Genomic DNA, 12,902 nt, shown 5'->3' with positions numbered 1-12,902 from the left:
CTACTCGTACATCTTGTCGAGTAGGTCGGCGTATTCGGATTCGACGTGTTTGCGTTTCAGTTTGAGGCTGGGGGTCATTTCGCCGGACTCCACGGTGAGGTCGCGGTCGAGGATGGTGAACTTCTTGATGGTTTCCCAGCGGTTCAGGGTGGCGTTGAGTTCGTCGACGTAGCCCTGGACCATGGCGCGGGCGGCGTCGGAGGTGACGATCTCCGCATACGGCTTGCCGCCGAGGCCGTTCGCCGCTGCCCAGCCGGTGATCGCGTCCGGGTCCAGCGTGACCAGCGCGGAGACGAAGTTGCGCTGGTTGCCGTGGACAATGAACTGGCTCGCGTACGGGCAGATGGTCTTGAACCGGCCCTCGATCACCTGCGGGGCGACGTACTTGCCGCCGGAGGTCTTGAACAGGTCCTTCTTCCGGTCGGTGATGAACAGGAACTCATCCTCGAAGTGACCGATGTCGCCGGTGTGGAACCAGCCATCGGCGTCGATCACCTCGGCGGTCTGCTCCGGCTGGTTGTGGTACCCGCTCATCACGCCGTCGCCCTTGATCAGGATCTCGCCGTCCTCGGCGATCTTGATCTGCGTGCCGGGAAAGGCCGGCCCGACACTGCCGAGCCGGTACTGCGTCGGCCGGTTCAGCGTCGACCCCGCCGCCGTCTCGGACAGCCCGTACCCTTCCACGATCAGCAAACCGGCCGCGTGGAACCACTCGGCCAGCGACTTGTCCAGCGCCGCCGACCCGGACACGAAGAACCTGATCCGTCCGCCGAACCGGTCCCGGATCTTCGACAGCACCAGCTTGTCGGCCGCCGCGTACTGCGCACCCAGCAAACCCTTTGGCTCCTTGCCCGCCTGCCGCAGCACCGACACCTTCGCGCCGATGCCGAACGCCCAGGCGAACAGCTTCGCCTTCGCACCGCCCTCGGACTCGATCATCGTCCGGATCCGCGCGTGCGCCTTCTCGAAGATCCGCGGCGCCGCGGCCATGAACGTCGGCTGCACGATTGCCGCATTGTCAACAATCTTGTCGATCCGCCCGTCGACCGCCGTCGCGAATCCGATCTGGCACTGCACCGCGACCAGCACCTGGCCGAACACGTGCGACAACGGCAGCCACAGGAACTGCAGATCGTCCTGGCTCAGTACGCGCATGCCCTCGACGGCCGCGCCCTCGTACGTCCAGACCGAGTGCGGCAGCCGGACGCCCTTCGGCCGGCCGGTCGTGCCGGAGGTGTAGATCAACGTGCAGAGGTGGTCCGGCGTGATCCCAGCCAGTCGATTGTCAACAATCTCCGGATGTTCGGTCAGGTACTCGGCGCCGAGCGCGTCCAGGTCGGCCAGCGTGATCACCCAGTCGCCGTCGCTCTCGGCCGGCTGCCCGTCGAGCAGCACAACCTTCTGCAGCGACGGTGTCTCCGCACGGTGCTTGCGGAGCTTGTCCACCTGCTCCGCGTCCTCGGCGAACACCACCTGCACGTCCGCATCCGAGACGATGAACGCCACGTCCGCGGAGATTGTCGACGGGTAGATCGTGGTCGTCGCGGCGGCAGCCAGTACGGCGGCGAGGTAGCACTCGATCCACTCGATCCGGGTGCTGGACGCGATCCCGACCCGCTGCTCCGGCTCCAGCCCAAGCGCGATCAGCCCGGCCGCACGCCGGCGGGTCAGCTCCTCGGTCTCCCGCCAGGTCACCGACTTCCACTCGTCTCCCCGCGGGAACCGGAACGCCTCCCGTTCCGGGGTCGCCGCGACCCGGTCCAGAAACATCTGGGCCATCGTGTCCTTACGGCTGCTGAGCAGTGCAAGCTGGCCGGAATCGGCGACAGGTTTCATGACTGGCCTCCAGTGGGGGTCAAGTAAACCGGAGGGTAACTGCTACGGCTGGTCCTGGCCATGGCACTCGCCTGCCCACGTACAGCTTCTCCATCACGTTTCCGCAACAGCTACCAACGGTGGCCCCAGCCTCACTGTCTGTCCGGCAGCAGTGCATCCGCCTGCCCGGCTGCTTCCACCGGGTCAGCGATTGGCGAGGAGTTCTGCTATTTGTACTGCGTTCAGGGCGGCGCCCTTGCGGAGGTTGTCGTTCGACACGAAGAGGATCAGGCCGCGGTTGCCGGGGACCGACTGGTCCTGGCGGATGCGGCCGACGTACGACGGATCCTGGCCGGCTGCGAGCAGCGGAGTCGGGAGGTCCGTGACGGCGACGCCCGGTGCCTTGCCGAGGAGCTCGGTGGCTTGTTCCGGCGTGATCGGCTCCGCGAACTCGGCGTGGATGCTGAGCGAGTGACCCGTGAAGACCGGCACCCGCACGCAGGTCCCTGCGACCGGGAGGTCCGGCAGGTGCAGGATCTTCCGGCTCTCGTTCCGGAGCTTCTGCTCTTCGTCGGTCTCACCGGTGCCGTCGGCAACGATCGATCCGGCCAAGGGCAGCACGTTGAAGGCGATCGGCGCGGCGTACACCTTGGGCTCGGGCAGCGCGATCCCGTCGGTACCGCGGGCGAGCGCACCGCCGGCCACGGACAGCGCCCGCGCCTGGTCTTCCAGCTCGCTCACGCCGACGCCACCGGAACCGGAGACCGCCTGGTACGTCGAGACCACGAGCCGGGTCAGACCGGCGGCGCGGTGCAGCGGCGCGAGCACCGGCATCGCGGCCATCGTGGTGCAGTTCGGGTTCGCGACGATGCCCTTGGGGATGGTGTTCAGGTCCTCGGGGTTCACCTCGGAGACGACCAGCGGTACGTCCGGGTCCATGCGCCAGCCGGACGAGTTGTCCACCACGACCGCCCCAGCCGCGGCGACTTTGGGCGCGAGCTCCTTGGACGCCGTCTTCCCGTTGGAGAACAGCGCGAGCTCGAGCCCGGTGAAGTCAGCGGTGGCCGAATCCTCGACCGTCACCTCCCGATCACCGAACGCCAGCGTCGTACCCGCCGACCGCGCCGAGGCGAAGAACCGCACCTCGTCCACCGGGAAGCCACGCTCCACCAGCAGCTCACGCATCACTCCACCGACCTGACCGGTCGCACCGAAAACCCCAACTCGCATACCCGCCACCCTAACCGCACGCCCCACCCCACCCACCCCAAGTCCACCATCCGGAGCCCCCACACCCGCGGCCGCTCGCCCCGGCTTTGGGAAGCCACCGCGCGTTTCGGCGGCCGGAAAGTACGTGGTGGGTTCTCAAAGCGGGAAGGGACAGGGGGTTGGGTTCCCAAAGTGCGGAAGGGTGAGTGGTGGGGGGCGGGTGGTGGAGGGTGGTGGTCAGGCGTCGGCGACGAGGGTGCCGCCGTTGGCTACGTCGGTGGTTTCGATTTCCTGGAAGACGATGCGAACGGCTTCGCGTTTGGCGCCGAGGATGGCGATCGCGGAGTCGGTGACGGCGGCGACGAACTCGCGGCGCTGGTCGAGGGTGCGGCCGGAGAGCAGTTCGACGGTGATGTTCGGCATACGAGATTCTCCTCAGAGTCGGGCGGTTCGTGGCTCGGGCGGTTGCCGCTGGGACAGTTCCGTGTTGTGGGACAGTGTTTCAGGGGTGGGTGGGCGCCGGGTGGGGTGTCTCGGCGGGTGAGTTGGGGTCGGTGTTCAGGGAGTCGAGCAGTTCGTCGACAGCCGGCTTGGGTTCGGGCAGTAGCAGGCCGAGCCCGGCGTACACCAGCAAGGAAGTTGCCAGCGGCAACGCGACGACGAGGGTCTGGTCGGTGGAGCCGACGCCCCATTTCACAACCGCCCAAGCGACCAGGCCGATCGCCCAGGACACCAGCGCCGCCCGCGGCCCGCTGCGCCGGAACCACGGCAGCAACCCGAGCATCAACGGGATCGCGATCGGCCCCATCGTCGCCGCGACCAGGTCGACGACGATCTTCAGTACGACGCCCTCACCGTTCGTCGCGATCGCGATCAGCATGCTCCCGGTGACGAACGTGAACGTGACGATCCGCGCCATTTTCAGCGTCGCACCATCGGTCAGCCGGCGTACGCGCGGAACGAGGACCGGCGCGAGGTCCCGCGTGATCACCGACGAGATCGCGTTCGCGTCGGACGCCACCATCGCCATCGTGTGCGAGAAGAACCCGGCCAGCACCAACCCGATCAGCCCGCTCGGCAAGAGCAGTTGCGCCAGCTCGACGTACGACTGCTCGGGCTTACCAGGGTGTACGAGCAGCGGCGCCGCGCACATCGGGATGAACAGGATCAGCGGCCAAACCAGCCAAAGGATTGATGACAGCAAGGCGGACTTCTTCGCCGCGGTACCGGACGGCGCGGCCATGTAGCGCTGCGCGAGGTTCCACATGCCGCCGTTGTACTCGAACGTCTTGATGAACAGGAACGCGATCAGGAACACCGGCGTGTACGGCCCGTTCAGCGCATGCCCGTGCCCGGCCGGCAACTCGTCCCACATCTTCCACAAGGTGGGTACGCCGTCCAGGTGATGCAGTACGCCGACGAACATCGCGACGCCCGCACCGAACTGGATCACGAACTGGCCGAAGTCCGTCAGCACATCGGCCCAAAGACCGCCGAGCGTCGCGTACAGCATCGTCACCACGCCCGTGAGCAGGATGCCCCACCGGATCGGTACGCCCGTGAAACCGTTCAGCAGTACGGCGATCGCGACCCATTTCGACGCGATGTCGACCACCTTCAGCGCGGCGCCGGAGTACGCGAGCGCCTGCTGGGTCGGAAGGTTGTACCGGCGGGCGAGGTACTCCAGCGGCGACACGACACCGTGCTTCGCGCGCAGCCGGTTCCACCGCGCCGCGAACAGGAACGCACCGATGCCGACGCCGATCCCGATCGACATCGCCCACCAGACATAGACGGTGATGCCGTACGAGTACGCGACCGCCGCGAACGCGACGAACATGACCGCGCTGTACCCGGACATGTGATGCGAGATCCCGGACAACCACCACGGAATGCGTCCGCCGGTGGTGAAGTAGTCGACAACGGTCTTGATCTTCGTACGCGACCAGACACCGATCAGCACCATCAGTACGAAGTAACCGACCAGAACGGACCAGTCCAAAGTAGTCATGGCAATCCCCCAGGGGCGGGTGGGCGAATGACTGCCAGGTTCCATTGACCAGAACCGAGTGTCAAGTCACGGAACCTGGAACATTTGCCAGCGCAGTTCCACAAACTCCAGCGCTTGACGGCATGTTCCGGTGAGTAGAACCTTGTTCCGTGAATTTGCAGATCAGGCATGCCACTCATCCCGACCAAGTCCCTGGGCTCGACACCGCGGGACTGCGCCGGCACTACCTGGTGGACGACCTCTTCGTCCCGGGCGCCGTCACCGCGGTGCTCAGCCACCACGACCGGATCGTGCTCGCGGGCGCCCGCCCGACCGACAGGCCGCTGACGCTGGGCACCTACCCGGAGCTCCGCAGCGAGTTCTTCCTCGAGCGCCGCGAAGCCGGCATCGTCAACGTCGGCGCGCCCGGCACAGTGAGCGTGGACGGCACCAAGTACGAGCTGAGCACCGGCGCTTGTCTGTACGTGGGGCGCGGCGCCCGTGACGTCGTCTTCGACGGACCGGACTCCGCGTACTACGTGTTCTCGGCGCCCGCGCATGCCGAGTATCCGACCAGGCAGGTGAACCCCGGCGAGGGCAATCGGCTCGAGCTCGGCGATCAGCAGACCGCGAACCGCCGGACCATCGACCAATACATCCATGCTGATGGCGTACGCAGTTGTCAGATCGTGCTTGGGGTCACCACATTGCACGCGGGGAGTACGTGGAACACCATGCCCGCGCACACCCATGACCGGCGGACCGAGTGTTACCTGTACTTCGGTCTGCCGGAGAGCGAACGGATCGTGCATCTGCTCGGCGAACCGGACCAGACCCGGCATCTGATCGTCGCGGATCGGCAGGCTGTCATTTCGCCGAGCTGGTCGATTCACTCCGGCTGCGGCACGTCGTCGTACAGCTTCGTCTGGGCGATGGCCGGCGAGAACCAGGCCTTCGGCGACATGGACGGCGTCGACGTCCGGGACCTCCGATGACGATCGGCCCCACCCCAACCTCCAGCCCGGCATCGGCGTTCAGTCTGGTCGGGCGGACGGCGCTGGTGACCGGGGCGCGGCGTGGGATCGGCGCGGCGATCGCGGCCGGGTACGCGGCGGCCGGCGCCCACCTGATCCTGATGACCCGCGACGCCGCGATCGAGGACACCCTGGAGGCGATCAAACAGCACGGCGGCCCCGACCCGACCGTGGTACTCGCCGACTTTGCCGATCCCGCCGCGGTCGAGGCAACGGCGGTCGAGCTGGCGCAGCAACACACCATCGACATCGTGGTCAACAACGCCGGTACGATCCGGCGCTCGCCCGCCGCGACGACGGCGACCGCTGACTGGCAGCACGTGATCGACGTGAACCTGAATTCCACCTGGGCAGTCACCCGGCCGCTCGGCGCCGCGATGGCGGAACGCGGCCGCGGGAAGATCGTCACGATCGCGTCGCTGCTCAGCTTCCAGGGCGGGATCACCGTACCGGCCTACACTGCCAGCAAGCACGCGGTGGCAGGGCTCACCCGGGCGCTGGCCAACGAGTGGGGTCCGGCCGGCGTCCAGGTGAACGCGATCGCGCCGGGGTACATCAGCACCGACAACACCGCCGAGCTGCGCGCGGATCCGGATCGGGAGAGAACGATCCGGGAGCGCATCCCGGCCGGCCGCTGGGGGCGGCCGGAGGACGTGGTCGGCGCGGCGGTGTTCCTGGCGTCGCCCGCGGCGGACTACGTCAACGGGCACGTACTCGCGGTCGATGGCGGCTGGCTGGCCCGCTAGTACCTGCGCCGGAGGCACTAGCGCGCCGACTCGGGACAGTAGCTCCGGGCGGTGTGGATGGGAGTGGCAGGATGTCGGACATGAGCTCGCCCTCGGCCATCGACAAGACGTTGATGGTGCTCGACGCGGTACTGGAGCATTCGCGGTTCACCGACGTGGTGAACGCGACCGGCCTGGCCAAGTCGACCGTGCACCGGATCATGGCGTCGCTGGTCGAGCACCAGTTCGTCGCACAGGCGGAGGACGGCTCGTACCACCCGGGCCCGAAGGCGCTCCGGCTGGCCGGGCATGCGCTGACGAACGTCGACCTGGCGACCGTGGCGCGCCCGGTGCTTGCCGATCTGGTTGCGCAGACTCGCTGTACGGTGCATGTCGGGCTGCTCAACGGCGACGAGGCGATCTACGTCGCACGGCTGGACGGGCCCAAGCCGTACCGGATGCCGTCGCGGGTCGGCAAGGCGATCTGGCTGCACTGCACCGGCATCGGCAAGGCGCTGCTGGCGGAGAAGGACGATGAGACGCTCGACGTCCACATCACCCGGACGGGGCTGCCGGCGCGTACGCCGCTGACGCATACGAGCGCGGCGGCGTTGAAGGCGGATCTGGCGCAGATCCGCGGGCGTGGTTATGCGCTTGACGACGAGGAGAACGAGCCGGGGATCCGGTGCGTTGCCGCGGTGATCCACGATCACACCGGTGCCGCGGTGGCTGCGGTCAGCATCTCCACGTTGTCGTTGGAGCAGTCGATCGCACAGGTCGCGCTGATGGCGCCCGCCGCGATCGAGGCCGCCCGGAAGATCTCTGGCGCACTGGGCTACCGCGAGCCGACCAGCTGATGCACCGGCGTTAGTGCGCGACGACTGGTCGACGTGCTGCTGCCCAGCGGACGATTGGGACGAACAGTACGCCGGTCAGCGCGAACCAGCCGCCTAGCACGATCCACCCAGGTACGCCGAGCCCCAGCGGCAACAGTGCCATCACCGACGGCGCAAGCATCGAGCTCACTGACGTACTCGTGTTCCAGACCCCCTGGTACTGCCCCTGTGCATGCTCCGCGGCCAAATCGAATCCCAGCAAGAACGACCCGGACGACTGCAGCAACTCGCCCGCCGTCTGGACCAGCGCCGCAACTGCCAGCACTACTACCGCCACCACCGCATCGCCGACAGACGCTGTTGCGAACAGCACCATGGACGCCAACAACAGCAGCCCGGCCGTCCGGGTGGCTCGCGCAGCGGACACGGTGTCGACGATGCCGCGCGAGGCGCGTACCTGCAGCACTGCGACACCGGCCGCGTTCACTATCAACGGCAATGCGGCAGCCCAATGCGGTGCATCCGTGTGCTCGACAACCCACAACGGGATGGCCACGTCGATCACCGAGTAGTGGATCGAGATCGCGGCGTTGAGCGCCGATACCGCCAGGTAGCCGCGGTCGCGCAGTGCGATCCACACGGGTCCGTCCGTCCGCGGGTGCGGGGCTACTCGCGGTACGGCGAGTACTACCAGTGCAGCGGCCACACCGAGCACGACGTACACGACAAACATCGTTTGGTACGCCGCGGCTGTACCGAACGAGAGCGCGACCGCCCCGAGGCCGGCGCCCGCGGTGACGCCGATGTTGGTCATCGAACGCAGGTACGCCCGCGCCGCGACCCGCTCGGACCCCTGCGTGACACCGGCGATCAATGCGAACCGGACCGCGTTCGAACCGCGATCCAGCACCGTCACCGCTGAGGCGACCAGGACGAACTGCCAGAACGATCCGATCACCAGGTAGAGCAGGGCGAGCAAGGAGAGCAGCAGGCTGAGTACGACGAACAGCGTCCGCGGGCCGCGCCGGTCGGCGAGATGCCCGAACGGAATGCTCGCCAGCAACCCGAACAGCCCAGCCACGGTCAGCCCGAGGCCGACCTGTGCGATGGAGAGTCCGACGATGCGGGTGAAGTACAGCACGCTGATCGTCATCAGCAGGCCGTTGCCGACCCGGCTCAACAAGGTGGCCAACGCCAACGGCCTCAGCGGCCCCGGAGCCGGCAACAGTTTGCGCACCGCACAATCATCAGCCACCTGCGACTAAGTCGCAACTGGTGGTGCGGGGTCAGCCGCGGGCGAGTACCCGGTTTGCGGTTTCGCGGAGCTCGTCCATCAGGTCCACGCCGGAGTCGAGCATCGCCCGCAGCTTGGCCGGGTCCTGTTCGCCGAACATGTGCGCAACCGTCACCTCGTGCTCCGGCCGGCTGACGATCCGGATCGAGTCGCCGGCACCGATGGTTCCGGTACGAAGCACCTTCAGGTACGCCCCGGGCCGGCCTGCTTGGTGGAATCGTTTGACCCACCGCGGCTCCTGCATCCGGTGCTGGAACGTGATGCACGGGATGCGCGGCGCCCGAACCATCACCTCGACCTCGTCGCCGATCGCCCACACCTCACCGAGCAACGCGCCGTTCACGTCGAGGCCTTGGGTCCGGAGGTTCTCGCCGAACAGCCCGGTCGGGATGTCGCGACCGAGTTGCGCGGCCCACCAGTCGGCGTCCTCCTCGGCGTACGTGTACAGCGCGAGGTCCGGGCCGCCGTGGTTCTTGGTGTCGCACACCCGGTCCCCTTCGAGCCCGAGCTCACCCACCCGGACCCGCCCGGCCTGCGGCCGCTTGTCGATCGCGGTGAACCCGGTCTCCTTGGGCCCAGGGATCAACTCCTCGACCACGTTCACCGTCAGCAACCGCATACCAACATCCTCCCTCAACGTCCGATCCCAAGCCACCGATTAACCCGGTGATGGATCGCGGGCGCCGGCCAGCCCATCTGCATGGAGGAGCCGACCCGCCGGTGCCCGGCGCGGTGGAGCTGCCCGGGCCGCTCCCGGCGCAGTGGAGCGGCTCGGCCCCTTCCCGGCGCGGAAGAGCGGCTCGGCCAGCTCCCGGGGCGGTTAGTGGTGCCGGGTCAGCGGGGTTTGAGTGGGAGGAGGGTGATGATCAGGAGGGTGCCTGTGGTCGCGGCGGCGCCGATCCATGCGGCGGTGGTGAAGCCGGACTCGGTGGGGAACGTACCGGTGGTGTGCGCCGCGAGGATCAGGCCGCCGAGCGCGCTCCCGGTCGAGAAGCCGACGCTCCGGACGACCGCGTTCACGCTCATCGCGCTGGCAGTCTCCGCGGCCGGCGTCACCGCGAGGATCACCGCCGGCATCGCCGCCGAAAACGCACCCACCCCGAAACCGAGGACGCCGATCGCGACAATCGGCAGTACCAGCTGCGCCCGGGCGACAGCGAACAGCACGAACGCCGCCAGCACCACCGAAGTACTTGCCCCCAGCAACAACCGCGCGCCGAGCCACTCCCGCCACCCCGGCACCAACCGCCCAGCCACGAACCCCAGCACCGAGAACGGAACCAGCACCAGACCAGCTTCAAAGGTGCTCAGCCCGAACCCGTACCCGGCCGCCGTCGGTGTCTGCACGTAGCGGGTGATCAGGCTGAAGAGCAGATACATACCGACGCCGCCGACCAGCATCACCACGTTGGCGGCGGCAACAGCAGGATGGCGGAGCAGGCGTACGTCGACCAGTGGATGTTCAGTACGCGCCTCGAGAACGGCCCAGCCGAACAGCACCAGCAGCGCGGCAACCAAGATGACTACAGCCAGCCCAGCGTGGTGCTGCCAGAGACGGGTCTCGCCGATGACCAGGAGCAGCGCAGGGAGCGCGATCGCGAGCAAGACCACACCGCGTACGTCAAACCTGGTGGATGTGCTTGCGGGGGCGCCGCGCACGTCAGACCTGGTGGATGTGCTTGCGGGGGTGGGGCCGTCGGGCCGAGTTGTAGTCGGTGGGCGAGTCGGCGCGTGCGGCAGCATGAAGACAGCAGCGACTAAGGCGGCCACTGTGACTACAAGTCCGAGTCCATAGGCGGCGCGTACGCCGAACTGGTCGGTGAGGATGCCCGACAACGGATAGCCGATGCCGATACCGGCGGTGGACGCGACTGAGAGCAGGGCGATCGTCCGTGCCGCGCGCTGTTCGTCCAGGTGATCGCGGGCAACCGCCATCATCAGCACCACCAGACCGAGCCCCGACCCCTGCGCCGCCCGCCCGAGCAACAGCAACGCGAACGGCAATGGAATCACGGTCAACAGACTGCCGACCACCTCAACTCCCAGAACCGTCAACACAACAGTCCGCCGCCGCGACCCCGACCCCAGCCGCCCGAGCACCGGAGTCGCCACCGATCCAGCCAGCAAGGCGATCGTCAACGTCCACTGCGAAGCCGCGAGCGACACCCCATACGCCTCCGCCACCGCCGTAATCAGCGGCGCCCCCAGACTCCCGATCACCGCACTCGCCAACCCCACAAACACCAAAAACCAAACCAACCCCCGCCCCAAGCCCCTCATCGCCAACCCCGGCCATGCGCTGACGACAACATCCCCACCAGCTGGTCGCGGGTGGTGGGGTGGGGTGGTGGGGTGTTCATTGGTTGGTTTTGGTGGTGATGTGGGTGAAGAGGCCTGGGTTGATGAGGGTTCTGGCTTGGTGGGACCAGGGTTCGTCTACTTGGGGGAGGTCGAGGGCGGCGTTGGTGTTGAGGAGCATGCCGAAGGCGAGGAACGCCTTGATCGTGACCGGGTCGAGGTTCGCGGTTTGCGCGACCGTCTGCCACAGCCGGGCGAAGCTGGCGCGGACCGCGTCGCGGACCTCCCCGTCGCCCGCGGCGGCTGCGGCCGTGCCCTGGAGCTGAAGCAGCAGCGTGGTGCGGTCGGACAGCATGTCGTAGTACTCCTGCCCCATCGCGGCCAGCGCCTCGATCCCCCGCGCCCCGCGGGCCGCCCGCAGCAGCGCCGTCGCCATCCGCCCGAACGCCGCGTCCACGCACGCAAGAAACAACTGCTTCTTCGTCCCGAACAAACGGAACACGTACGCCTGCGTGATCCCGGCTCGCCGCGCAATCGTCTCCGTCGATGCCCCGTACAACCCCGCGATCGCGAACTCCTCCTCAGCGATCCCAAGGACCTGCGCCCGCCGCTCATCCCGAGTCATCCGCCCCGAAGCCATGCCTCCAAGTTAGTAGTTACTACCTACTAACTACAAGCCAGTCAGTCACGGCAGCGAGACCTGTCTCACGAATCACATTTACATGTGTATATTTACAACCGTAAACACAGGATCAGGAGGGTGAGGATGAGCGAGGGTTACAGTCGGCGTCGGGTGCTTACTACTGGTGCGGTGGGGGTTGCGGCCGCGGCGGCTGGGGCTGCTGCTGGGGTGGCGTTTGTGCAGGGCGGTGATGCGCCACCACCGATCGAGGCGTCGGCGCGGCGGCGGTTCGAGAACAAGGTCGTGGTGATCACCGGCGCGACGAGCGGGATCGGGCGGGCGGCGGCGCTGTTGTTCGCGGCCGAAGGTGGGAAGGTCGGGTTCTGCGGGCGGCGCGAGGAGCTCGGGCGGAAAGTCGAGGCCGAGATCCGGGCGGCCGGCGGAGAGGCTACGTATCTGCGGGCCGACGTTCGCGTCGAGGACGATGTACGGAAGTTCGTCGACGGCGTGGCGGCGAAGTACGGCGGGCTCGACGTCTGCTTCAACAACGCCGGGATCAGTGTGCAGCGGCCGCTTCACGAGTACACGACGGCTGAGTGGGACGACGTGACCAACACGAACCTGCGCGGCAACTTCCTTGCGCTCAAGTACGAGGTGCCGCATCTGCTGAAGCGCGGCGGTGGAACAGTTGTCGTCACGTCGTCGTCGAATGCGATCGCAACCACCGAGAAGAAGGCGGCGTACACGGCGACCAAACGCGGTCTGGTCGGGATGGTGCAGTCGGCGGCGCATGACTACGCCGCGCAGGGCATCCGGATCAATACCCTGATCCCTGGTACGACGAACACCGACTTCGTCCGCCGACTGGCCGGGATGATGAATGTTCCGGACCCGGTGTGGAACGCGATGGCTGCCAACTTCGGGAAGACCCATGTTCCCGGTCTGCAGCGGATGGCGACGGCGAACGAGATCGCAACGTTCGCGCTGGCGTTGGCGTCCGACGACTTCCCGTACCTGACCGCCTCTCAACTCGTCATCGACGGAGGCAAGACCGCTTACGCAGGTTGAATCAGCAGTCG

Annotated in this window: 12 protein-coding genes; 4 read left to right on the top strand and 8 right to left on the bottom strand. The window is 67.2% G+C overall.

What is annotated here, in order from left to right; all coding sequences use genetic code 11:
- The 4 genes from ABD260_RS19270 to ABD260_RS19255 form a co-directional block, all read right to left on the bottom strand.
- Positions 1–1,836, bottom strand: a complete 1,836-nt coding sequence (locus tag ABD260_RS19270; RefSeq protein WP_344234982.1) for an AMP-dependent synthetase/ligase — start codon at positions 1,834–1,836, stop codon at positions 1–3.
- A gap of 183 nt (positions 1,837–2,019) precedes the next feature.
- Positions 2,020–3,045: an aspartate-semialdehyde dehydrogenase gene (locus ABD260_RS19265; protein WP_425553356.1), complete on the bottom strand. Its 1,026-nt coding sequence runs from the start codon at positions 3,043–3,045 to the stop codon at positions 2,020–2,022.
- 216 nt (positions 3,046–3,261) lie between these two features.
- A complete protein-coding gene (locus ABD260_RS19260; protein ID WP_344234980.1) occupies positions 3,262–3,447 on the bottom strand; it encodes a tautomerase family protein in 186 nt (61 codons plus the stop codon).
- Between the two features lie 79 nt (positions 3,448–3,526).
- The gene (locus tag ABD260_RS19255) at positions 3,527–5,035 is read right to left on the bottom strand and encodes a sodium:solute symporter family protein (RefSeq protein ID WP_344234979.1); all 1,509 of its coding nucleotides are present in this window, start codon (positions 5,033–5,035) and stop codon (positions 3,527–3,529) included.
- A gap of 149 nt (positions 5,036–5,184) precedes the next feature.
- Between ABD260_RS19255 and kduI the strand changes: the two genes are divergently transcribed.
- From kduI to ABD260_RS19240, 3 genes are all read left to right on the top strand, one after another.
- Entirely contained in the window at positions 5,185–6,009 is an 825-nt protein-coding gene (gene kduI / locus ABD260_RS19250; protein WP_344234978.1) for a 5-dehydro-4-deoxy-D-glucuronate isomerase, read from the top strand.
- Positions 6,006–6,794: an SDR family oxidoreductase gene (locus ABD260_RS19245; RefSeq protein WP_344234977.1), complete on the top strand. Its 789-nt coding sequence runs from the start codon at positions 6,006–6,008 to the stop codon at positions 6,792–6,794. Before kduI ends, ABD260_RS19245 begins: the two co-directional genes overlap by 4 nt.
- Before the next feature lie 80 nt (positions 6,795–6,874).
- A complete protein-coding gene (locus ABD260_RS19240) occupies positions 6,875–7,630 on the top strand; it encodes an IclR family transcriptional regulator (RefSeq protein ID WP_344234976.1) in 756 nt (251 codons plus the stop codon).
- Positions 7,631–7,640: 10 nt separating this feature from the next.
- Here the strand turns inward: ABD260_RS19240 and ABD260_RS19235 are convergent, their stop codons facing one another.
- The 4 genes from ABD260_RS19235 to ABD260_RS19220 form a co-directional block, all read right to left on the bottom strand.
- Positions 7,641–8,846, bottom strand: a complete 1,206-nt coding sequence (locus tag ABD260_RS19235) for an MFS transporter (RefSeq protein ID WP_344234975.1) — start codon at positions 8,844–8,846, stop codon at positions 7,641–7,643.
- A 49-nt stretch (positions 8,847–8,895) separates the two neighbouring features.
- Complete coding sequence (locus ABD260_RS19230) at positions 8,896–9,522, bottom strand: MOSC domain-containing protein (RefSeq protein WP_344234974.1); 627 nt, start codon at positions 9,520–9,522, stop codon at positions 8,896–8,898.
- Between the two features lie 215 nt (positions 9,523–9,737).
- Positions 9,738–11,183, bottom strand: coding sequence for an MFS transporter (locus ABD260_RS19225; protein ID WP_344234973.1), 1,446 nt, complete (start codon positions 11,181–11,183; stop codon positions 9,738–9,740).
- Positions 11,184–11,259: 76 nt separating this feature from the next.
- On the bottom strand, positions 11,260–11,841 hold the full coding sequence (locus ABD260_RS19220) for a TetR/AcrR family transcriptional regulator (protein ID WP_344234972.1): 582 nt from the start codon (positions 11,839–11,841) through the stop codon (positions 11,260–11,262).
- A gap of 126 nt (positions 11,842–11,967) precedes the next feature.
- On the opposite strand from ABD260_RS19220, the gene ABD260_RS19215 reads away from it, so the two are divergent.
- Positions 11,968–12,891, top strand: coding sequence for an SDR family NAD(P)-dependent oxidoreductase (locus ABD260_RS19215; RefSeq protein ID WP_344234971.1), 924 nt, complete (start codon positions 11,968–11,970; stop codon positions 12,889–12,891).
- The last annotated feature ends 11 nt before the right edge of the window (positions 12,892–12,902 follow it).

The sequence above is a fragment of the Kribbella hippodromi genome, from assembly GCF_039531045.1.
In the GTDB taxonomy this organism is placed as follows: Bacteria; Actinomycetota; Actinomycetes; order Propionibacteriales; family Kribbellaceae; genus Kribbella; species Kribbella hippodromi.
The sequence above is the reverse complement of the archived record's forward strand: the minus strand, read 5'-3'. Positions and strand labels throughout refer to the sequence as shown.

Excerpts from the sequence above, each read along its gene's own strand:
- ABD260_RS19270 (WP_344234982.1), bottom strand. The coding sequence starts at position 1,836 with ATGAAACCTGTCGCCGATTCCGGCCAGCTTGCACTGCTCAGCAGCCGT.
- ABD260_RS19265 (WP_425553356.1), bottom strand. The coding sequence starts at position 3,045 with ATGCGAGTTGGGGTTTTCGGTGCGACCGGTCAGGTCGGTGGAGTGATG.
- ABD260_RS19260 (WP_344234980.1), bottom strand. The coding sequence starts at position 3,447 with ATGCCGAACATCACCGTCGAACTGCTCTCCGGCCGCACCCTCGACCAG.
- ABD260_RS19255 (WP_344234979.1), bottom strand. The coding sequence starts at position 5,035 with ATGACTACTTTGGACTGGTCCGTTCTGGTCGGTTACTTCGTACTGATG.
- ABD260_RS19245 (WP_344234977.1), top strand. The coding sequence starts at position 6,006 with ATGACGATCGGCCCCACCCCAACCTCCAGCCCGGCATCGGCGTTCAGT.
- ABD260_RS19240 (WP_344234976.1), top strand. The coding sequence starts at position 6,875 with ATGAGCTCGCCCTCGGCCATCGACAAGACGTTGATGGTGCTCGACGCG.
- ABD260_RS19230 (WP_344234974.1), bottom strand. The coding sequence starts at position 9,522 with ATGCGGTTGCTGACGGTGAACGTGGTCGAGGAGTTGATCCCTGGGCCC.
- ABD260_RS19225 (WP_344234973.1), bottom strand. The coding sequence starts at position 11,183 with ATGAGGGGCTTGGGGCGGGGGTTGGTTTGGTTTTTGGTGTTTGTGGGG.
- ABD260_RS19220 (WP_344234972.1), bottom strand. The coding sequence starts at position 11,841 with ATGGCTTCGGGGCGGATGACTCGGGATGAGCGGCGGGCGCAGGTCCTT.
- ABD260_RS19215 (WP_344234971.1), top strand. The coding sequence starts at position 11,968 with ATGAGCGAGGGTTACAGTCGGCGTCGGGTGCTTACTACTGGTGCGGTG.